We start from the raw sequence: 20,516 nt of genomic DNA on the forward strand, positions 1-20,516 counted from the left end.
CCGTCTATTCTGCTACCGGGTCTCCGGCGTCGCTGAAACGGTGGCCGCTGCGGGGCAGGAGCTCGCCGTTCAGTTCGGTTCGGTCGCCGGCCATCCGCAAGCGACCCTGGGCAAACCAGCGGGCTGCAAGCGGATAAATTTTATGTTCCTGCACCTGAACCCGTTGCGCAAGCGTTTCCGGGGTGTCGTCTGCCAGCACCGGGACGCTGGCCTGGATAATGGCCGGGCCACCGTCCAGCTCCTCGGTAACGAAGTGCACGGTAACACCGTGTTCGCTGTCTCCAGCGTCGAGGGCGCGCTGGTGGGTGTGCAGGCCCTGGTACTTTGGCAGCAAAGATGGGTGAATGTTCAATAGCCGTCCGCTGTAGTGGCGCACAAATCCCGGTGTGAGGATACGCATGAAGCCGGCGAGGATAACGAGGTCGGGCTGATAGGCATCGATACTTTCGATCAAGGCCTGATCAAAGCTCTCGCGATCCCCGTAGTCCCGGTGGCTCAACACCTGCGTCTCAACACCGGCATTGCGGGCGCGAGTAAGGCCGAAGGCGTCGGCCTTGTTACTGATTACCGCTTGAATGCCGTACTCACTGTCTGCCTTGGCAGCGTCATCCAGCAGGGCCTGCAGATTGGAGCCACTACCTGAGATCAGGACTACGATACGACAGGGGCCGGAGACCGGCCCTTGGTTGAACTCGTTCATGCTCGGATTACAGACCTTTCAGGACAACGGCTTCCGCGTTTTCTTCGGCGGTTTCAATGCTGCCGATGACGAAGGCATTCTCGCCAAAGCCATTCAGAACTTCGATGGCACGTTCGGCATCGGCACCTGGAACGCAGATCACCATGCCCACGCCGCAGTTGAAGGTGCGGTACATTTCGCGACCTTCAATGTTGCCGGCCTCTTGCAGCCAGCGGAATACCGGCGGCAGCTGCCAGCTGGTGGTATCAATGACCGCGCTTGCATTCTCCGGCAGTACGCGGGGCAGGTTTTCCAGCAGGCCGCCACCGGTAATGTGGCTCAGTGCGTTTACCTGTACAGATTTCATCAGCTCCAGCAGAGACTTGACGTAAATGCGGGTCGGGGCCATCAGTGATTCGGCCAGGGTTTTGCCTTCCAGGTCTTTCTGCAGGTCCGCGCCGCTGATTTCCAGTACCTTGCGGATCAGGGAGTAGCCGTTGGAATGGGGGCCGGAAGCTGCGAGGCCAATCAGGGCGTCGCCAGCCTGTACTTTGGAGCCGTCGATGATCTCGGATTTTTCCACCACGCCGACGCAGAAGCCAGCCAGATCGTAATCATCGCCTTCGTACATGCCGGGCATTTCAGCGGTTTCACCACCTACCAGGGCGCAGCCGGCCAGCTCACAGCCTTTGCCAATACCGGAGACCACGTCTGCGGCGATATCGACGTTCAGCTTGCCGGTGGCGTAGTAGTCGAGAAAGAACAGGGGCTCGGCGCCAGCGACCACCAGGTCGTTGACACACATGGCTACCAGATCAATACCGATGCTGTCGTGGATACCCAGATCCATTGCCAGGCGCAGCTTGGTGCCCACGCCGTCAGTACCGGAGACCAGTACGGGCTCTTTGTAGCCGCTCGGCAGCTGGCAGAGGGCACCGAAGCCACCGAGGCCGCCCATCACCTCCGGGCGCTGGGTGCGCTTGGCGACATGTTTGATACGCTCCACCAGAGCGTTACCCGCGTCGATGTCAACGCCGGCATCTTTGTAGCTGAGGGAAGGGGTGTTGGGCTTGGAGTCGCTCATTGATCAACCTTGCAGGGGCCTGAATTGAAGGGCGCGTATTCTAGTGGAAAATTCGTTAAATGTGCGAACTGAAGACTGGGCGAATCAGCCGACACTGATACAATAGCTGGAAATTGCACACTTGCGGGTATCGAAGTGCTGGGTCAAAGTGTGACTAAACAGTGGCCCTCGAGCAGTTTTATGGTCAAATACCGGGCCACTGAACTCCCGAAGATAAGAGAAGTTAGGGGAAGAATTCTGATGTCAACGCCGCTAAGCCCACGTTTGGCATGCTGTGTCATGGCGCTGTTGCTGGTATTTACCGCTGCTCTGCCTGCTCAGGCACGGGTGGTACCAGACCTGTATGAAATTATCGAAGCGGTTCCGAGCCGCGGCACGACGGACCGGGCTGACGCCAGCAGCCGCGGTCTTGAGCGGGTTTTTGTGCGTGTTACCGGCGATCAGGAGATTGGGAGCAATCCCAAACTGGCCCCGGTGCTGGAAAATGCGCAAAAGTACCTGCAGGTATACCGCTACGACAGCGAAGACAACCAGCTGTTCCTGCATCTCTCCTTTGATCCGCAGGCGGTCAATGACCTGGTTCACCAGTTGCAGCTGCCCCTGTGGCCGAACAACCGTCCCGGTACCCTGGTATGGATGGCGGTAGATACGCTGCAGGGGGGGCGCGATACCCTGCGTCAGGAAGATTACCCCGAGCTGTTTGGTCTTCTCGATGGGCTGGCCCAGGAGCGCGGGTTGCCCCTGGACTTCCCGGTAATGGATCTGAACGATCAGCGCAATATGCCGCTGGGTAACCTTTGGGCCCAGGATGAGGCGGCAGCCGAGCGTGCCAGCGTGCGCTATCACCCGGATGCTACGCTGATGGGACGGCTGCTGCAGACTTCCGGCCAGCGCTGGCAGGCCAACTGGCTGCTGATCCACAGTGGCCGCAGCTACGCGTTTGATGCCAGTGGCAGCACCATGGACGAGGTCGCGCTGCGCGGCATCAATGAAGCGGCCAATCTGTTGGCTGATCGCTATGCGGTACGCACAAGTGAAACCGGTGTTGCCAGCGCGGTAATGGTCGAAATCGCCGGTATTCGCAGTTTTGCAGAATATTCCCAGGCTACCAAGTACCTGCAGGGATTGGCGCAGGTCAGCGCGGCGGAGGTCCTGGCAGTGCGTGGTGACAGGGTTACGCTGTCCTTGACGACAAGTACCCAACTTGAAAGCCTGCGGGACGTTTTGGCGTTGAATCGCAATTTGCAGCTGCAACGGGATGATGGCTTGGTGGACCTGACTGGCTACCGGGCACCGTTGGGCAGTGCGCAGAACCCACTCCGCTACAACTGGCAGTAATACAAGTGGCAGGTAGTAATCAAACAGGCGGCGTACCACAGCAGTTATCGTTGGGCGTTTCTCTGCGGGATGACGCTACGTTCGCGAATTTTTATCAAGTGCCGGGCGATGCCAATCGCCAGGTGGTCACCCTATTGCGTTCGTTCGCCAGTGGTGAGAACCCTGAGCAGGTGATTTACCTGTGGGGGGAATCAGGCAGCGGGGTAACGCATTTATTGCAGGCGGTCTGCCAGGTGGCGGAATCCAGTGGCCGCAGCTTTCAGTATTTACCTCTTGCCGAGCTCAATGTGGCGGAGCCGGACGTGATTCTGGAGGGGCTCGATCTGCTCGACCTGGTATGTGTCGATGACCTGGAGCTGATAGACGGGCGGCGCGACTGGCAAACGGCACTGTTCCACTTGTACAACCGGCTCAAGGACACCGGGCGCCAGTTGCTACTGGGCGCTCGCAAGTCGCCGCGCGGTCTGAATCTGGAGCTGGCCGATCTGGCGTCGCGGCTGCAGTGGGCGCTGGTTTTCCAGCTGCACCCACTGAGCGATGCGGACAAGCTGGACGCGCTGCGCCAGCGAAGCCGCCTGCGGGGCTTCGACCTGCCCGAAGATGTGGCTCAGTACATCATTCACCGGGCTCCGCGGGATACCCGCGCCCTGTTCGCCATGCTCGAGCAGCTGGACCGGGCATCGCTGCAGGCCCAGCGCAAAATCACAATTCCCTTCGTCAAACAGGTGTTGAACATCTGATTTCAGCCGTATCCGGATAGATTGGTATTTCCTTCTAGACTGGTTAGTGATCCAGTGACTTTCGCCGTTTGGTGGCGAAAGAAGTACGGAGGAATGGACATGACTCGAGCCCGCCAAACTATCCGGATGGCTGCCGCCGTGGCCCTGTGGGGCTTTGCCCTGGGCGTCAGCGCGGAAACCGTCGTCAGTATCCTGAAGCTCGACGCCAAGGGCGTCGGCGGTATGCTGGGCACGGTAACCGTTACCGAATCCCCCTATGGACTGGTCTTTACTCCGCGACTCAAGGGGCTCCCCCATGGCCTGCACGGCTTCCACCTGCATGAGAATGGCAGCTGCGAGCCGGGGATGAAAGAGGGCGCGCTGGTACCGGGTCTGGCCGCAGGCGGGCACTACGACCCCAAGAAAACCGGGCGCCATGATATGCCATGGGGTAGCGGTCACCTGGGCGACCTGCCGGTTCTCATTGTCGATACCGACGGCAATGCCTTCGAGCCGGTACTGGCGCCGCGGCTTAAAATGAAAGATCTCAAGGGGCGTGCACTGATTATTCATGCAGGTGGTGACAATCATGCGGATCAACCCAAGCCGCTCGGCGGCGGTGGGGCGCGCATTGCCTGCGGCGTGATTCAGTAACTCGCCTGAGCTGCAAAACAGAGGCCAATAAAAAGCCGGGGGTGCTTGCGCGCCCCCGGCTTCGTTTCCACGGGTTGATCTCAGGCGATCAGTTAGCGGCTTTGGTGTTTTCCACCCACTGGTTTACCAGCTCTTCCAGCACGTCCAGCGGTACCGCGCCATTGGCGAGTACGACGTCGTGGAATTCGCGGATATCGAACTTGTCACCCAGCGCCTGCTTGGCACCTTCGCGGAGCTCTACGATTTTCATCATGCCGATTTTGTAGGCGGTGGCCTGTCCGGGCATGACGATATAGCGTTCGATGGCCTTGACCACGTCACCCTGGGGGTTGGGGCTGTTTTCTGCCAGCCAGTTGATGGCTTCTTCGCGGGTCCACTTCTTGCTGTGCATGCCGGTGTCGACCACCAGGCGGCAGGCGCGCCACAGTTCCATCGCCAGACGGCCGAAATCGGAGTAGGGATCCTGATAGAAGCCGATTTCCTTCGGTACCAGCTCGGAGTAGAGGCCCCAGCCTTCGGTGTAGGCGGTGTAGCCGCCAAACTTGCGGAACATGGGTACATTGTCGAGTTCCTGCATGATGGACAGCTGCATGTGGTGCCCCGGAATACCTTCATGGTAAGCGAGCGCTTCCATCTGGTAGGTGGGCATGCTGCTCATTTTGTACAGGTTGGCGTAGTAGATACCCGGGCGCGAGCCATCCGGTGCTGGGCGCTGGTAGAAGGCCTTGCCGGCAGATTTTTCCCGGAACGGCTCTACTGCTTTCACCATCAGGTCGGCTTTGGGCTTGGTGATGAACAGCTCGTCCAGGCGGCCTTTCATTGTGTCGATAATGGCCGTGGCTTCTTTCAGATAGCGCTGCTTGCCTTCTTCCGTTTCCGGATAGTAGAACTGACTGTCGGTGCGCATGAATTCGAAGAATTCCTGCAGGCTGCCTTCGAACTTCACCTGCTGCATGATTTCACGCATCTCGTCATGAATGCGTTTTACTTCATCCAGGCCCTTCTGGTGAATCTCATCGGCGGTCATGTCGGTGGTGGTGTAGACGTTCAGGCGATGCTGGTAGAACTCGTCGCCGTTTGGCAGTTTCCATGCGCCGTCGTCGGTGGTGGCCTGTTGTTCCAGTTCGCCCAGGTAGGCAATCAGGTTTTCATAGGCCGGCTTTACGCTCTCAAGCATCGCGGTTTTGGCCTGTTCAACCAGGGCTGCTTTTTCTTCGTCGCTGATAGTGAGCTTGTCGACCTTGCCCTTGAAGTCTGCGAACAGGGTGCTGTCTTTGCCGTCGTCAAACGGAGCACCGGTAATCAGGTTCTTGCCGTCGCTGATCACGTAGGGGAATACGAATTTCGGCACGATCACGCCGGCTTCCGCGCGCTCCTTGAGGTTGGCAGTCAGCTGTTCGAAGTGCGCTGGCAGGCCGTTCAGGCGCGAAATATAGGCTTCTGCATCGGGTGCGTCGTCAATGCGGTGCTGGTTGATCAGCAGTGATGCGACGCCGGTGTGTGTGGCGTACATCTGGTTGACCGGGTAGGTGTGCAGGCGCCATTTGTAGTCTTCGAGGTCCTGCTCCTGGTTGCGGATGGCGAGGTTCAGGGACAGGCGGGTGGCGTCGTCCAGCTTGGCTGGGTCGATCTTTTTCAGTTCTTCCAGCTGACGTTTGTTGATTTCATAGGTTTCTTTGGCAAACGCTGGCGAGAGGTCATCCCACTTGCCGTAATCTTCTTTCATGCCGAGAAAGGTCTTGAATTGAGGGCTGCGAGCCAAATGTTCCTGGAACTGCTTCTCGAACAGCGCGTTCGCTTCGGCGATGGCTGCGCTGTCGGCGCCGGTTGCAGTGTCGTTGGCGGCAGTCGATACGGCTACGCCGGCCTCGGTTGCAGACTGGGATGGTTTGTCTTCAACACTGTTTTGCTTCTGGCCGCAGCCTGCCATGGTCAGCGCGCTTATGGCGGCCGCCAGCAGGGTCACTTTCAATTTCATGATGGTTTCTCTTTGCTGAATGAAAGGTGGTTATTAGAAGTTGTCTGAAAAATAAGAGGGAACGTTGTAACCAGTTCGGCGCCGGGATGCAAATTGCGGAGGAGGGAATGTGGTTATCTGAATATGTCGAGGCGGTACCGCTACCGGGTACAGCATTGTGCGACACGCCGTATACCCATCCCTGGGGGCTCGGCTGCGGCCATCCAGGCCGCAGACGGTCTCACAAAGCTGTACCCGGTAGCGGCACCTTCGCTTCAACCTCTACTTAGCAGAGGAGCAATAGGGAGAAAGCCAGTTGTCAGGCAAAAAAATAGCGGGCCATTGGCCCGCTATTTTCATGGCTACCGGTTGGTAACTCAGGCGAAGTTCTGGTTCACGAAGTCCCAGTTCACCAGTGCCCAGAACGCTTCCAGGTACTTCGGACGTGCGTTACGGTAGTCGATGTAGTAGGCGTGTTCCCATACGTCGCAGGTCATCAGCGGGGTAACGCTGTCGTCGGTCAGCGGGGTTTCGGCGTTGGAGGTGTTCACGATGGCTACAGAGCCGTCGGCTTTCTTCACCAGCCAGGTCCAACCGGAACCGAAGTTGTTCACAGCGCTGTTGCTGAACTCTTCCTTGAACTTGTCGAAGGAGCCGAAAGCAGCGTTGATGGCATCAGCCACAGCGCCGGTTGCAGCGCCACCGCCGTTCGGGCTCAGGCAGTGCCAGTAGAAAGTGTGGTTCCAGATCTGGGCAGCGTTGTTGAATACACCACCAGAGGAAGTCTTGATTACTTCTTCCAGAGTCTTGTCCGCGTCTGCGGTACCATCCAGCAGGCCGTTCAGCTTGTCTACGTAAGTCTTGTGGTGTTTGCCGTAGTGGTATTCCAGGGTTTCCTGGGAGATGTGTGGCTGCAGGGCATCCATAGCGTAGGGAAGCTCGGGGAGAACATGTGCCATGTAATATTCCTTCCTTTTGTAGGACCCGCATCCGACCGGAACCGCGGACGCAGGTCAGTTATTGGTGAAGCGCATTCTACACGCGCTCGATGTCATTATTAAGCAGTTGGACTGGCCAAAAGGTTGCAAATGTAGATCAGTGGTGGATTTTTCGGCCTGCCATGTGGTCCGAGTCTAATCTCATACTGAGACCGATTACTTTTTCGTCAATTTTTGGTATAACTTGCCGCTGTTTTCTACACGAATTCATCTATCGGACTATATGTGTCCAATAGGTCACAGGCTGACAAGTCAAAACGCAGGCATTAACGCAGGAAAAATATCATGCAACGCAGAGAGCCCACTCTGGATGGCAGCAGCCCTTCACTGGACCCTCAGATCGCTAACGGCCCTATTGGTGGTAAGCGCTATCGCACCGAAGCACCGTCGCCATCGGCGGCTGCGGTGAGCGAGCCGGAACCCACCAGTCGTGGCGGTTCGTCGTTTCTGGCGATCGTAGCGCTGTTGCTGGGCCTGGCCGGCTTGGCTGCGGCAGGGTTTTTATATCAGCAGTGGCAGTTGACCCGAGCTCAACTGGTGGATGCGGATGCCCGTATCGTCCAGTTGGAGAAACGCTTCGAGATGTCCGGTGAAGAATCGGCAGCATCGGTGGAAGTACTGAACGCGAAGGTGAAGGAAAACAGCGCCGAAATCCGCAAGCTGTGGGGTGTTTCTTACGATACCAACCGTAAAGCCATCTCTGCCAACGAGGCAAAGGCAGCCTCCAACAAGAAAGAAATCGCTGCACTTTCCAAGAAAGTGGGCGGCCTGGATGCCAGCCTGAAGAAGGTTGCTGCGCTGGAGAGCGAGCTGGCCAAGCTGAAAGAGTCCACGGTCAGCGCGTCGCGCGATACCAAAGACACTGTTGCGAAACTGGAGCGTCAGCTGTCTTCCGTGCGCTCTGATCTGACCGCTCGGGTAGGCTCCAACGAGGAAGCGATCCAGTCGATCGATACCTATCGCCGCTCTGTGAACAAGGATCTGGTGCAGCTGCGCGATGCGATCCGCAGCCTGCAAAGCAGCTCCAGCACGGCTTCCGCTCCGTAACACTTATGCGCCGCGTCAGTGCTGACGCGGTTTGCATTCGCTGATACAGCGTTAGATTCGGTATTAGATACAAGCGTTAAAAAGCGCGCTCACTTTTCCGGTGAGCGCGCTTTTTTTGTGCGTAAGCGCAGTAATCGGTATTGCATGCCTGTCAGTTCCGAATTTGACTAGTGTGGGCAGGCGCCGGGCCCTAAACTGCCCCCTCACATCCAGACCCGGTCACCATTTGTGCAACTTGATCCCGAAATCTGTAACCGCGCCAGGCTTGCCCGCGACAAGCGGTTCGACGGACGTTTTTATACCGCGGTGAAGACCACCGGTATCTTTTGCCGGCCGGTGTGTCCGGCGCGGCCCCCGCTGGAGCGTAATGTCGAGTATTTTGCGACAGCTGCGGAAGCGGCTGCGGCGGGGTATCGCCCCTGCCTGCGCTGCCGGCCTGATGCGGCACCCGGCAGCCCCGCCTGGGGTCTGGTTTCAACGACGGTGCAGCGCGCATTGCACCTGATGCGTAGAGAACGTGAGCTGCAATCGATGGAGCTGCTCGCGGAGCGGCTGGGTATCAGCAGTCGCTATCTACGCAAGTTGTTTGCCGAAAACTTTGGTATCAGTCCGCTACAGGTTTGGCAGACGGAGCGGGCTCTGTTTGCGTTTAGTCTGTTGCGCGATACCGACCTGCCGATCGCCGAGATCGCGTTTGAAGCCGGTTTTAACAGTCTGCGGCGCTTCAATGGCGTGTTCAAAGAGATCTACCGGCGTACGCCTTCAGAGGTTCGGCGCGAGCCCGGCCCATCAGGTAACTCAGGTAATCCCGGTACCCGGCTGTACCTGAGTTACCGTCCACCCATGGACTGGGTGGGCATGCTGGAGTTTTTCGCGGCACGTGCACTGCCGGGTGTGGAGCAGGTCGCAATGGACCGGCAGGATCCGCAGCGCAGTATTTACCAGCGCAGCTTCACCCTGGAGGGACGGCGGGGCGTGTTGCGTGTACGCAATGACAGTGCCAGGAATCGCCTGGAGGTCCATGTACTTGCCGAGGGCAGTGGTGCGGTGTTGTTCCGGATTCGAGAGCAGTTGCGCCAATTGTTTGATCTGGATGCGGATACCGAAGCCATTGCGGCCCATCTCACGCGGGACCATTTGCTGTCACAAGTGCTGGCAAAGATGCCAGGGGTGCGCCTGCCGGGTGCCTGGGATCCTTTTGAGTATGCGCTGCGGGCGATTCTCGGCCAGCAGATATCCGTCGCTGCGGCGACCACCATTGCCGGGCGTGTGGTGGCCCGCCATGGGGAATCCTTCACCGGACCGGAAGGGGAGGAGTTGTACCTGTTCCCAACGCCGGAACAATTGGCAGAAGCGGATTTTTCGGATCTCGGTGTTACCCGCACAAGGGCACAGACGTTGCGCAATTTCGTGCAGGCGACATTGAATGGCCAGCTGGATTTCCGCGAGCCGGACCTGGAGTCCTGGTGCCGGCAAATGACGCAGTTGCCGGGGATTGGTGACTGGACTGCACACTATACGGCCATGCGAGGGTTATCCATGCCGGATGCCTTTCCGGCGTCGGACCTTGGGATCCTGATCGCACTGGGTGACGGCGACAACAAGGCCACCCCGAAGCAGGCGCTGGCACGGGCGGAGGTGTGGCGGCCCTGGCGGGCTTACGGGGCGCTCCTGCTCTGGCAATCTCTCAAATTCAGAGGCAATTCATGATCAGTTACAGCGTTTATCCGAGTACTTTTGGCCCGCTGGGCATTGCCGCGAGTGAGCGCGGGGTTGTGGCGATTGATCTCCAGTCAGGAAAGCGGCCGTTGCAGGCCAAGCCGGATTGGGTTGACGGTGCCACTACGCTGACGGATTTGGCCGCAGGGCAGTTGCGGGACTATTTCGATGGCCGGCGCGAGGCATTTGACCTCCCTTTGGATGCGGCCGGGACACCATTTCAACAGGGCGTGTGGCAGGCGCTCTGCGCTATTCCCTATGGCGAGACCCGCAGTTACCGGGAACTTGCCGAGGCGATTGGCAATCCGAAAGCGGTGCGCGCGGTTGCCCGGGCCAACGGCGCCAATCCGTTGTCCATTGTGGTGCCCTGTCATCGGGTGATCGGTGCCGACGGTACCTTGACGGGTTATGCCGGCGGGCTGGAGATGAAGGCGCGGCTGCTGGTCCTTGAGGGCGCCTTGATTGGCTGAAATGTCCCACGGGTCATTCTCTTCCCGGGGTGGTATTCGGCGGGCTTGGGCTGGATAATGGCCGGCTCGATTGAGGAGCCTGAATGGGGGGCCAGATGCTGTACAGACTGGGCGATAAACAGCCACAACTGGAAGGCGAGGGCCACTATATTGCGCCCGGAGCCAGGGTGATCGGCAATGTGCTATTGAAACCGCACAGTTCTGTGTGGTTCAACGCGGTGATTCGCGGGGACAATGAGCTGATTACGGTTGGCGAGCGCGCAAATATTCAGGACGGCTCGGTGTTGCATACGGATCCGGGTGTTCCGCTGATTGTGGGTACCGGTGTGACCGTTGGGCACAAGGTGACACTGCACGGTTGCCAGATTGGCGACTATTCCCTGGTGGGGATGAATGCGGTGGTGCTGAATGGAGCCAAAATCGGCAAATGCTGCATCATTGGTGCGAATGCGCTGGTGACAGAAAATGCTGAGATTCCCGATTACTCGCTGGTGCTGGGCAGTCCCGGCAAGGTGGTGAAGACGCTGGATGAGTCCACGTTTGAGCTGCTTAAGGCGAGCAGTGAAATTTATGTTGCCAATGGCAAGCGGTTTTCGGAAGAGCTGGTGCCTGTTGAGGTGTGAGCGATGGCGGAAAGCGATTGGAGCCGGGTGAAGGATAAAGAGCCTGAGCCGGCGGTTGAGTTCCCGGTTAAATCCCCTTGTGTGTCTGTGTGCGCGCTGAATCGCGAGGACATTTGCGAGGGCTGTTTTCGTTCCGGTACTGAGATCAGTCAGTGGGGGCGGATGAGCAATACCGAGAAAAAGCAGGTTTTGCAGAAGTGCCATGAGCGGGCGGTGCAAATGCGTCGTGTCTGGTGGTCTGAGTAGCGACGATACGATGTCGCAGTGAATTATGGCTCGGGACCTGTTCGAACCTTTTGGCGGCGGAGCACCGGGTACAGGTTTTCAGGACCGCTGTGAACCCATCCATGGGCGCTGCGGCGGCGACTTCCTGTCGCCGACGCTCCTGAAAACCTGCACCCGGTGCTCCGCCTTTGCGTCGGGCTTTTTGCTCCGTCAGACATTTTGAGTGCTAAGCCATTTTTGGTGGATTGCGCTTACGAAGAATTAAATTTTCAGAATTGCACAAAGCGCCGAGAGGAAAATCTTCCCGCCCGGCGCGACCCCGGGGCAGCGTGCCAAGCCAAAAGCGACCGGGGCCAGATCAAACAGAAAAAATATGACCCAACCCTTCGTACATTTAAGACTTCACTCCGAATATTCCCTCATCGATGGCCTGGTGCGCATCAAGCCTTTGATCAACCGCGTTACCGAGCTGGAAATGCCCGCGGTAGCACTGACGGATCAGACCAACTTTTACGCGCAGGTCAAATTTTACAAGGCCTGTTTCGGCGCTGGGATCAAGCCCATCACTGCCGCGGACTTCTGGCTGAAAGAGGGTGGTGAAGACCAGCCGACGCTGCTGACGCTTTATGCGATGAATAGCGATGGGTACCGGAATATTACCGAGCTGATTTCCCGTGCCTGGATGGAAGGGCAGTACCACGGGCACGCCTATATTGAGCGCAGCTGGCTGAAAGAGTACGCCGAAGGTGTGCTTATGCTGTCCGGTGCCAAGTACGGCGATGTCGGTCGTGCGCTGATTGCCGGGCGGACCGCGCAGGCGGAATCGCTGGCACAGGAGTGGGCGAATATATTCCCGGGGCGTTATTACCTGGAGCTTCAGCGTACCGGGCGTCCGGGCGACGAAGAGTACCTGCATGCGGCAGTCGGACTTGCCGGGCGTCTGAACCTGCCGGTGGTGGCCACGAACGATGTACGCTTCCTGGAAGACAGTGAGTTCGAAGCCCACGAAGTGCGGGTTTGTATTCGCGAGGGCCGCGCGCTCGACGACCCGCGCCGCGAGCGCCGCTATTCCCGCGAGCAGTACCTGCGTACGCCGGAAGAGATGCAGGAGCTATTCAAGGATATTCCCGAGGCGCTGGAAAATACGGTGGAAATTGCCCGCCGCTGTTCCGCGCCGATCCAGCTGGGCAAGTATTTCCTGCCGCAGTTCCCGATCCCGGAAGGGATGACCGAGAACGAGTTTTTCGAAAAAATCTCTTTCGACGGACTCTACGAGCGTCTCGAAGGCATTCTCGACAAGTCCGCCCCGGACTACGAAACGCGCAAGAAAGAGTACGAAGACCGCCTGCGCTTTGAACTGGATATCGTGATCCAGATGGGGTTCCCGGGCTACTTCCTGATCGTGATGGACTTTATCCAGTGGGCCAAGGATCACAATATCCCGGTAGGGCCGGGACGGGGTTCCGGTGCCGGCTCGCTGATTGCCTACTCACAGAAAATTACCGACCTGGACCCGCTCCAGTACGACCTGCTGTTCGAGCGATTCCTGAACCCGGAACGGGTTTCCATGCCCGACTTCGACGTCGACTTCTGCATGGAGAAGCGCGACCGCGTGATTAATTACGTGGCCGACAACTACGGCCGCAACGCGGTGAGCCAGATCATTACCTTCGGCACCATGGCCGCGAAGGCGGTGGTGCGCGATGTGGCGCGGGTGCAGGGCAAGTCTTACGGGCTGGCCGATAAACTGTCCAAGATGATCCCGCCCGATGTGGGTATGACCCTGCAGAAAGCCTACGACCAGGAAGATGTGCTGCGGGAGTTCCTGGAGAACGACGAAGAAGGTCAGGAAATCTGGGAAATGGCGCTGCAGCTTGAGGGCGTGGCGCGGAACGTGGGTAAGCATGCGGGTGGTGTGGTTATCGCCCCAACCAAGCTCACTGACTTTGCGCCACTCTATTGTGATGAGACCGGTGCCGGCCTGGTAACCCAGTTTGACAAGAACGACGTGGAAGACGCGGGTCTGGTGAAGTTCGACTTCCTCGGCCTGCGGACCCTGACCATCATCGACTGGGCCAAGGTGATGGTGGATGAGCAGCGCGCGCGCGAAGGCAAAGAACCGCTGGTTATCGAGACGCTGCCGCTGGACGATGTCGAGACTTTCAAACTGATCAAGCGCGCCGAAACCACCGCGGTATTCCAGCTGGAATCCCGCGGTATGAAGGACCTGATCAAGCGGCTGCAGCCGGACAACCTCGAAGACATGATCGCCCTGGTGGCACTGTTCCGCCCTGGCCCGCTACAGTCGGGCATGGTGGACGACTTCATCAACCGGAAGCACGGCCGTGCGCAGGTGGCCTATCCGGATGCCAAGTACCAGCACGAAAAACTGAAGCCGATTCTCGAGCCCACCTACGGCGTTATTGTTTACCAGGAACAGGTAATGCAGATCGCCCAGGAACTCGCGGGTTATACCCTCGGTGGCGCAGACATGCTGCGCCGGGCGATGGGTAAGAAAAAACCCGAAGAGATGGCCAAGCAGCGCAGTACCTTCGAAGACGGTGCCAAGTCCCAGGGCGTTGACCCTGAACTGGCAATGAAGATCTTCGACCTGGTGGAAAAGTTCGCTGGTTACGGCTTTAACAAATCCCACTCCGCTGCGTACGCACTGGTGTCGTACCAGACCGCCTGGCTCAAGGCTCACTACCCGGCGCAGTTTATGGCTGCGACCATGTCGTCGGATATGGACAAGACCGACAAGGTGGTGACGTTTATCGAAGAGTGTCGGGCCATGAAGCTGGACCTGGTGCCGCCGGATGTAAACCTGGGTAGCTACCAGTTCTCCGTTCCTGTCTCCGACAGTGGCGACAACCGCATCATCTACGGTCTCGGCGCGATCAAGGGCCTGGGTGAAGGTCCGATTGACAACATTATCGCCGAGCGCGAGAAGAACGGTCCGTTTACCGACCTGTTTGATTTCTGCTCCCGTATCGATCCGCGCAAGGTGAACAAGCGCGCGCTCGAGGCGCTGGTGCGTTCCGGTGCTTTGGACAGTATCGGCCCCGCCGCGGATGATGCCGAAGGGCTCAATTATTCCCGCGCAGTGATGTTCAATGCGCTCGACGAGGCCGTCAAAGCTGCTGATCAGCAGAGCAAGAATGACAGCGCGGGGATGATGGACCTGTTTGGCGAAGTGGTGCGTTCCGCCTCTGATGGTGATGTATATGAGGACTTCCGCCGTGCCCGCCCGTGGAGTATTCGCGAGCGTTTGGAAGGCGAGAAAAACACCCTGGGCCTGTACCTCACCGGTCACCCGATTGACGAATATGAAGACGAACTCAAGCATCTGGTCAAGGCTCGCATCGCTGACCTGAAGCCGGGCCGCGAAAATCAGAAGGTGGCGGGCTTGTGTGTCGGAATGCGCGTGATGAAGACCAAGCGTGGCGACTCCATGGCGATTGTCACCCTGGACGACCGCAGCGCCCGTATCGAGGCCGCGGTATTCAGCGAAGCGTTCGGTGAGCACCGGGAAAAACTGGTGAAGGATTCGTTGCTGGTTCTGGAAGGCTCCATTTCCCACGACGATTACAGCGGCGGGCTCAAAATGAGCGTCAACAGCGTATCCACGCTGGATGACCTGCGCAGTGGCAGTGTGATCGGTGTAACCCTGAAGCTCGCCAGTGCGGAAGCACTGCCGAATATGGGGCAGCGCCTCAGCGCCTGTCTGCGCCCTTATATCGGCGGTAGTTGCCCTGTGAAGGTGGAAGTTGAGCGCAGCGATGCGCGTGGACTTTTCCGTCTGTCGGATGAGTGGAAAGTGGAACCGAGCGATCAGTTGATCCAGTCGCTGCGGGAGATCATTGGTCGGGAGCGAGTGCAGCTCGACTACACTCAACGGCAGTGATTTGGCGGTGGCCGGTTTGTGATGAACCGGCGGCACTTCGCCAGTGCGCCATGGCAAATTGGACACGGGGGAGTGGGGTTCGTGCGGTGTGCACTCGACTGAGTGGTTCTATCCCGGTAAGCTAGCCGCCATTTTCAAGCAAAGGGCTGTTTTGCGACTAATCGACGATATTTGGTCGCATTTTCCGTCACTTAAGTTGGCCCTCAAGAGTTTCAAGGCACGAAATAATGAACTTCAGTTTTCTCGAGTTTGAGCAGCCAATTGCAGAGCTGGAAGGCAAAATCAAAGAATTGCAGCATGTGGGCGACGACAACGAGCTCAACATTGCCGAAGAGATCAGTCGCCTGCGCGACAAGAGCGAAAAGCTCACCGAGTCCATTTACTCCGACCTGTCACCCTGGCAGGTGGTTCAGGTGGCTCGCCACCCTCAGCGTCCTTATGCGAAAGACTATATCGAGCGCATTTTCACCGACTGGGATGAGCTGCACGGCGATCGCCACTTTGGCGACGACAAGGCGATTATTGCCGGTATCGCGCGTCTCGAAGGCCGCCCGGTGGCGGTGATCGGCGAGGAGAAGGGTCGCAGCGTTAACGAGAAGGTCAAACGCAACTTCGGCATGCCGAAGCCGGAAGGTTACCGCAAAGCCCTGCGTGTTATGGAAATGGCCGAGCGCTTCAACATGCCGGTGCTGACCCTGATCGACACACCCGGGGCCTACCCGGGTATTGATAGTGAAGAGCGCGGTATTTCCGAGGCAATTGCCAAGAACCTGGCGGTAATGTCCCGCCTGCGTACTCCGATCATCTGTACCGTAATCGGTGAGGGTTCCTCCGGTGGTGCACTGGCCATCGGTGTGGGCGACCAGCTGAATATGTTGCAGTATTCGACGTACTTCGTGATCTCGCCGGAAGGCTGCGCGAACATCATCTGGAAAACCGTGGAAAAAGCGCCGCTGGCCGCTGAAGCCATGGGCGTGACCTCGGGTGTTCTGGAAGAGCTGGGTATCGTCGATGAGACCATTGCCGAACCGCTGGGCGGCGCCCACCGCGATCCGGACCTGATGGCAGCGCGCCTGCGCGATCGCCTGTCCGAGCAGCTGGACAAGCTGAGTGCGGTGCCGCTGGATGAACTGCTGGAGAAGCGTTACCAGCGCCTGATGAGCTACGGCAACATCACCGGCTGATCTGGTTTCCGACTAGTTTCGATAAAAAACGGCAACTTCGGTTGCCGTTTTTTTTGCGAATTATTTAGTCCTATTATTCATCGCCGCCCCTATTCAAGCCGCAGGATTTCCCGGTAGCGGGCCACGCGTACCTTAAACGGGGTGTTGTCCTGTAAATACAGGCGCAGGCAGTCTGACGCATCCGGTTCACCGTGAACCAGCTGGATACTGGTGCCGTCTTTCAAGTCTGACTGTCGCAACCAGTCCCCCAATTCCACATAATCGGCATGGGCCGACAGCCCTTCCAGAACCTCTACCTGTGCCTTACAGGGGACATATTCGCCATGAATTTTCACGCTCTGGCTACCGGCCAGCATGCGTGCGCCGCGTGTGCCGCCGGCCTGATATCCCGCAAACAGAATGGTGGTGTGATGATCCGGTAACAGCCGTTTCATGTGGTGCAGGATGCGGCCGCCGGTGGCCATGCCGCTGCCGGCGATAATGATGTGGGGGTACTGGATATTTTCCAGTGCCTTGGATTGGTCGACACTGCGGGTGTACTGGATGCCGCGGCACATGAACGTGCAGTGTTCGCTGCTGAGGCGGTGCTGATCCGGATAGCGCGCGTAAATTTCGGAAGCGTCAATGGCCATGGGGCTGTCGAGGAAGATCGGCAGCTTGGGGATTTTCTCCTCCCGCATCAGGCCCAGTAGCAGATACTGCAACGTCTGCGCCCGACCCACGGCAAAGCTCGGGATCAGCAGCACCCCTCCGCGACTGACGGTGGCGTTTACGATTTCTGCGAGGCGGGCTTTGTGGTCGATTTGCGGGTGTCGGCGATCACCATAGGTGGATTCCAGTAGCAACAGATCCAGCTCTGGCAACGGACGCGGCGGGTGCATGATGATGTCGTCCGGGCGGCCCACATCCCCGGAAAAGCCCACCCGCTTGCCGTCCGCGCTGACGATCGCACTGCCCGCGCCGAGAATGTGCCCGGCAGGTTGCAGGTGAATAGTCGCGGACCCAATTTCAAAAGGCTGGTCAAAGCCCACGGTTTCGAACAATGTCAGACACTGCTCTGCGGTGTTTCCCGTGTACAGAGGCTGAGGATGGGCGTGCTTGCCGAGCTGGTGGCGCTGGTAATAGTGTGCGTCTTCTTCCTGGATATGGCCGGCATCCGGAAGCAAAATCGAGCAGAGATCGGCGGTGGCGGGGTGGCAGAATACCGGTCCGCGATAACCCAGCTGGTAGAGGCGTGGAATATAGCCGGAGTGATCCAGGTGGGCATGGGTCAGCACAATACCCTTGAGGCGGCGGTAGTCGTACAGCGGCGCTTCCCAGTTGCGCTCCCGCAGCCATTTGTAGCCCTGGTAGAGCCCGCAGTCGACCAGAAATTCCGTATTGCCGCCGTCGACGCTCACCAGGTATTTCGAACCGGTAACCGTGCCGGTGCCGCCGAGAAAGGTGATATTCATGGTTGCGAATCTCCCTGGGAAGAGGGCGAAGTGCATTGATCAATCAGACCTTCGATGGCCGGGGCCAGCAGTGAGGTAAGGTCAAAAGTGCAGTGCTCGCCGGGTATGCTGTTGCTGGTGGCAATCTGTTTTGCGCCGGCAAGCAATATTTTCCGGTCTGCGTGTTCGGCAAAGATTCCGTGAATAGCCGCGCACACGATAGGACGAGCGCCGGCTTTATTCAGTGCGTCGATGGTCTGCAGCACCGTATGGCCGCTGGAGATTACATCGTCGACGATCACTGCGGTATGGGATTGCAGGCGTGTATCGGCCGGTAGCGTGACACTGACATCCCGATCCCCGCGGCGAGTTTTTTCGCCGACAATGAAGGGATGCCTCGAAGCGCCGGCGAGCCTGGCTACCCACTGGCGGCTTTCCGCATCCGGCCCTACCAGGATTAATTGCTCCGGCTGTGTTTCGAGCCAGGATTGCATCGCCGGGATGCCCGAAAGTGCAATGGCGGGAATGGTGTAGATATCGTCGAGACTGCGGTAGCGGTGCAGGTGTGGATCGACCGTGAGCAACCAGTCCACAGTGGCGGATATCGACCTGGCAAAGACACGGGAGGTAATCGCCTCACCGGGCTGAAAAGCCTTGTCCTGACGCATGTAGCAAAGATAGGGTGCCACCAGTCCGACGCTGGCTGCACCCAGTGCGCGCAGTGTGTCGGCGAGAAATTGCAATGGCAGCAGTTTTTCGTCCGGTTGGCAAAGGTCTGCCAGTATCACACAGTGCTGCCCGTTCACTCTGGACAATACTCGCATGTAGCTTTCGCCATCGGGAAACCTTCTCCGCTCGATTTCACCGGCCACGGCTTTCAGTGCCTCTTGCAAGGGGGGCGCCAGCGGCAGGTTTTCCTCCAGGGAAAATAGCGTGATTCTATGCACGACCTAACCTCCGGATTCCGCTGTCTGCTCCGGATCGACGGCAAACAGATCCCGGTTCTGGTGGAAGTATTCGCGGGCATAGGCCAGTTCACCGGGCGTTTCCGCAAACAGCGTGGCGATGGGTTGCCCATCGTGTATTGGGTCTCCCACTTTCACGTGTAGCCGCAGGCCGGCGACGGGTGAGGAGGGGGCACCGGCTACCTTGGCCAAACGGGCCAGCCGGCGGTTGTCCATCGCGCGCAAAATACCCGTACGGTTACTGCGTAGCTCGATGTGGTGGTCGGCAATCGGCACTTCGCGCAAGCCGCCCTGGGCAACGCAGATTTTGAGAAACTGCTCCCATGCCTGTCCCGAATTCAGGATGCCCTGTGCCTGCAGGAGTGATTGTGTCTGGTCGGAGCCGTTGGCCATCGACAGCAGCTGGCTGGCGAGGAACAGTGAGCGCTCGCGCAGGTCGGCGGGCGCTTCGGGATCGTTGCGTAATACATTCAATACATCGCGGGCTTCTTCGGCTGGACCGATACCGGCGCCGATTGCCTGGGTGCCATCGGTCACCACGCAGCGAACCTTGATGCCGAGCCCGCTGGCGACACTCTCGAACAGGTCCTGCAATCGCTCTGCCTGCTTGATATCCCGCAGCTTGGCGGTGGGGCCCACGGGCATGTCGATCAGGATATGGGTGGAGCCTGCGGCCATTTTTTTCGACAGGACAGAGGCCACCAACTGCCCTTCACTATCGAGGTCCAGCGCACGCTCGATACGGATCAGCAGGTCATCGGTCGGGCTGAGACCCACTTCACCACCCGCCGCGAGGCAGGCGCCGGTGCGCGTGATCACCGCGCGCAACGTATCCAGTGGCAAATCGACATTGGTAAGAACCTCCATGGTGTCGGCCGTGCCTGCCGGCGAGGTGATGGCGCGGGAGGAAGTTTTGGGGATGATCAACCCGGCAGCACTGGCGATGGACACCACGATGGGGGTGGTGCGATTGCCGGGGAGACCGCCAATGCAGTGCTTGTCGAAAACCCGAGGGTATTCCGGCCACTGCAGGCAGTTCCCGTTTTTGACCATTGCCGCCGTCAGGGCCGTGGTTTCCATACTGGTAAGCCGGCCGCCGGCACAGGCGGTGAGGAATCCGGCAATTTCGATATCTGAATACAGGCGTTTGCCGATATCGCGAACGATGCAGGTAATCTCATCGGCGTCGAGTGTATGGCCGTATATTTTCTTGCGCAGCGCGCTCAGGGATTGCACCTGCGGGGGGTGGTGTACAGAGACCGGAAGCTGGTCCGTCAATTCCAGAAATTCCCAGGCGCTGTCGGAAAAACCGATTCTGCCTGGGGGCAGGATATCTTCGGCTACCGTATTCAGTGTGGCAATCAGCTCCCGCGCTCCGGCGCAAATTAGTAGCCGCGTGTTGGCCGTATAGCCTTCTGCGCGGCAGATGGGGCAATCCTTGCGCATATAGACGAGAGGTTCCTGGTGGGTATCGATTCCCATTCGGAACGCTTTCAATGACAGTGCCTTAGTCATAC

At 58.5% G+C, this 20,516-nt stretch carries 17 protein-coding genes; 10 read left to right on the top strand and 7 right to left on the bottom strand.

Features of this window, described 5'->3' with window-relative positions; all coding sequences use genetic code 11:
• Positions 1 to 4: 4 nt before the first annotated feature.
• Positions 5 to 700, bottom strand: a complete 696-nt coding sequence (gene purN, locus LC093_RS15795) for a phosphoribosylglycinamide formyltransferase (RefSeq protein ID WP_226667071.1) — start codon at positions 698 to 700, stop codon at positions 5 to 7.
• Positions 701 to 707: 7 nt separating this feature from the next.
• Entirely contained in the window at positions 708 to 1,763 is a 1,056-nt protein-coding gene (gene purM, locus LC093_RS15800) for a phosphoribosylformylglycinamidine cyclo-ligase (protein WP_226667076.1), read from the bottom strand.
• A gap of 240 nt (positions 1,764 to 2,003) precedes the next feature.
• Between purM and LC093_RS15805 the strand changes: the two genes are divergently transcribed.
• From LC093_RS15805 to sodC, 3 genes are all read left to right on the top strand, one after another.
• Positions 2,004 to 3,101 carry a DUF2066 domain-containing protein gene (locus tag LC093_RS15805; RefSeq protein WP_226667079.1) on the top strand — a complete coding sequence of 366 codons (1,098 nt, stop codon included), beginning with the start codon at positions 2,004 to 2,006 and terminating at the stop codon, positions 3,099 to 3,101.
• Between the two features lie 5 nt (positions 3,102 to 3,106).
• Positions 3,107 to 3,841 carry a DnaA regulatory inactivator Hda gene (gene hda / locus LC093_RS15810; RefSeq protein ID WP_226667084.1) on the top strand — a complete coding sequence of 245 codons (735 nt, stop codon included), beginning with the start codon at positions 3,107 to 3,109 and terminating at the stop codon, positions 3,839 to 3,841.
• Between the two features lie 99 nt (positions 3,842 to 3,940).
• On the top strand, positions 3,941 to 4,474 hold the full coding sequence (gene sodC, locus LC093_RS15815) for a superoxide dismutase family protein (RefSeq protein ID WP_226667089.1): 534 nt from the start codon (positions 3,941 to 3,943) through the stop codon (positions 4,472 to 4,474).
• Between the two features lie 88 nt (positions 4,475 to 4,562).
• Here the strand turns inward: sodC and LC093_RS15820 are convergent, their stop codons facing one another.
• Entirely contained in the window at positions 4,563 to 6,452 is a 1,890-nt protein-coding gene (locus tag LC093_RS15820; RefSeq protein WP_226667093.1) for a DUF885 domain-containing protein, read from the bottom strand.
• 356 nt (positions 6,453 to 6,808) lie between these two features.
• Complete coding sequence (locus tag LC093_RS15825) at positions 6,809 to 7,390, bottom strand: superoxide dismutase (RefSeq protein WP_226667099.1); 582 nt, start codon at positions 7,388 to 7,390, stop codon at positions 6,809 to 6,811.
• 324 nt (positions 7,391 to 7,714) lie between these two features.
• On the opposite strand from LC093_RS15825, the gene LC093_RS15830 reads away from it, so the two are divergent.
• The 7 genes from LC093_RS15830 to LC093_RS15860 all read left to right on the top strand — a co-directional run bounded on the left by LC093_RS15830 (position 7,715) and on the right by LC093_RS15860 (position 16,601).
• Entirely contained in the window at positions 7,715 to 8,476 is a 762-nt protein-coding gene (locus LC093_RS15830; protein ID WP_226667104.1) for a hypothetical protein, read from the top strand.
• Between the two features lie 228 nt (positions 8,477 to 8,704).
• Positions 8,705 to 10,186 carry an AlkA N-terminal domain-containing protein gene (locus tag LC093_RS15835; protein WP_226667108.1) on the top strand — a complete coding sequence of 494 codons (1,482 nt, stop codon included), beginning with the start codon at positions 8,705 to 8,707 and terminating at the stop codon, positions 10,184 to 10,186.
• Positions 10,183 to 10,665: a methylated-DNA--[protein]-cysteine S-methyltransferase gene (locus LC093_RS15840; RefSeq protein ID WP_226667111.1), complete on the top strand. Its 483-nt coding sequence runs from the start codon at positions 10,183 to 10,185 to the stop codon at positions 10,663 to 10,665. Before LC093_RS15835 ends, LC093_RS15840 begins: the two co-directional genes overlap by 4 nt.
• A gap of 95 nt (positions 10,666 to 10,760) precedes the next feature.
• A complete protein-coding gene (locus tag LC093_RS15845) occupies positions 10,761 to 11,288 on the top strand; it encodes a gamma carbonic anhydrase family protein (RefSeq protein WP_226667116.1) in 528 nt (175 codons plus the stop codon).
• Between the two features lie 3 nt (positions 11,289 to 11,291).
• Positions 11,292 to 11,534, top strand: coding sequence for a DUF1289 domain-containing protein (locus tag LC093_RS15850; RefSeq protein ID WP_226667117.1), 243 nt, complete (start codon positions 11,292 to 11,294; stop codon positions 11,532 to 11,534).
• A gap of 352 nt (positions 11,535 to 11,886) precedes the next feature.
• Positions 11,887 to 15,417 (top strand): DNA polymerase III subunit alpha, encoded by a 3,531-nt coding sequence (gene dnaE / locus LC093_RS15855; RefSeq protein WP_226667118.1) that lies wholly within the window; start codon positions 11,887 to 11,889, stop codon positions 15,415 to 15,417.
• 227 nt (positions 15,418 to 15,644) lie between these two features.
• Entirely contained in the window at positions 15,645 to 16,601 is a 957-nt protein-coding gene (locus LC093_RS15860; protein WP_226667119.1) for an acetyl-CoA carboxylase carboxyltransferase subunit alpha, read from the top strand.
• Positions 16,602 to 16,690: 89 nt separating this feature from the next.
• Here LC093_RS15860 and LC093_RS15865 read toward each other — a convergent pair whose 3' ends face one another.
• Genes LC093_RS15865 through LC093_RS15875 form a run of 3 tightly spaced genes read right to left on the bottom strand, consistent with a single transcriptional unit; the run spans position 16,691 to position 20,514 of the window.
• A complete protein-coding gene (locus LC093_RS15865; protein ID WP_226667120.1) occupies positions 16,691 to 18,055 on the bottom strand; it encodes an MBL fold metallo-hydrolase RNA specificity domain-containing protein in 1,365 nt (454 codons plus the stop codon).
• Complete coding sequence (locus LC093_RS15870) at positions 18,052 to 18,981, bottom strand: ribose-phosphate diphosphokinase (RefSeq protein ID WP_226667121.1); 930 nt, start codon at positions 18,979 to 18,981, stop codon at positions 18,052 to 18,054. The genes LC093_RS15865 and LC093_RS15870 overlap by 4 nt, the downstream gene beginning before the upstream one ends.
• 3 nt (positions 18,982 to 18,984) lie before the next feature.
• Positions 18,985 to 20,514 carry a thymidine phosphorylase family protein gene (locus LC093_RS15875; protein WP_226667124.1) on the bottom strand — a complete coding sequence of 510 codons (1,530 nt, stop codon included), beginning with the start codon at positions 20,512 to 20,514 and terminating at the stop codon, positions 18,985 to 18,987.
• Positions 20,515 to 20,516: the final 2 nt, after the last annotated feature.

The organism is Microbulbifer aggregans (genome assembly GCF_020524005.1).
Classification (GTDB): Bacteria; Pseudomonadota; Gammaproteobacteria; order Pseudomonadales; family Cellvibrionaceae; genus Microbulbifer; species Microbulbifer aggregans_A.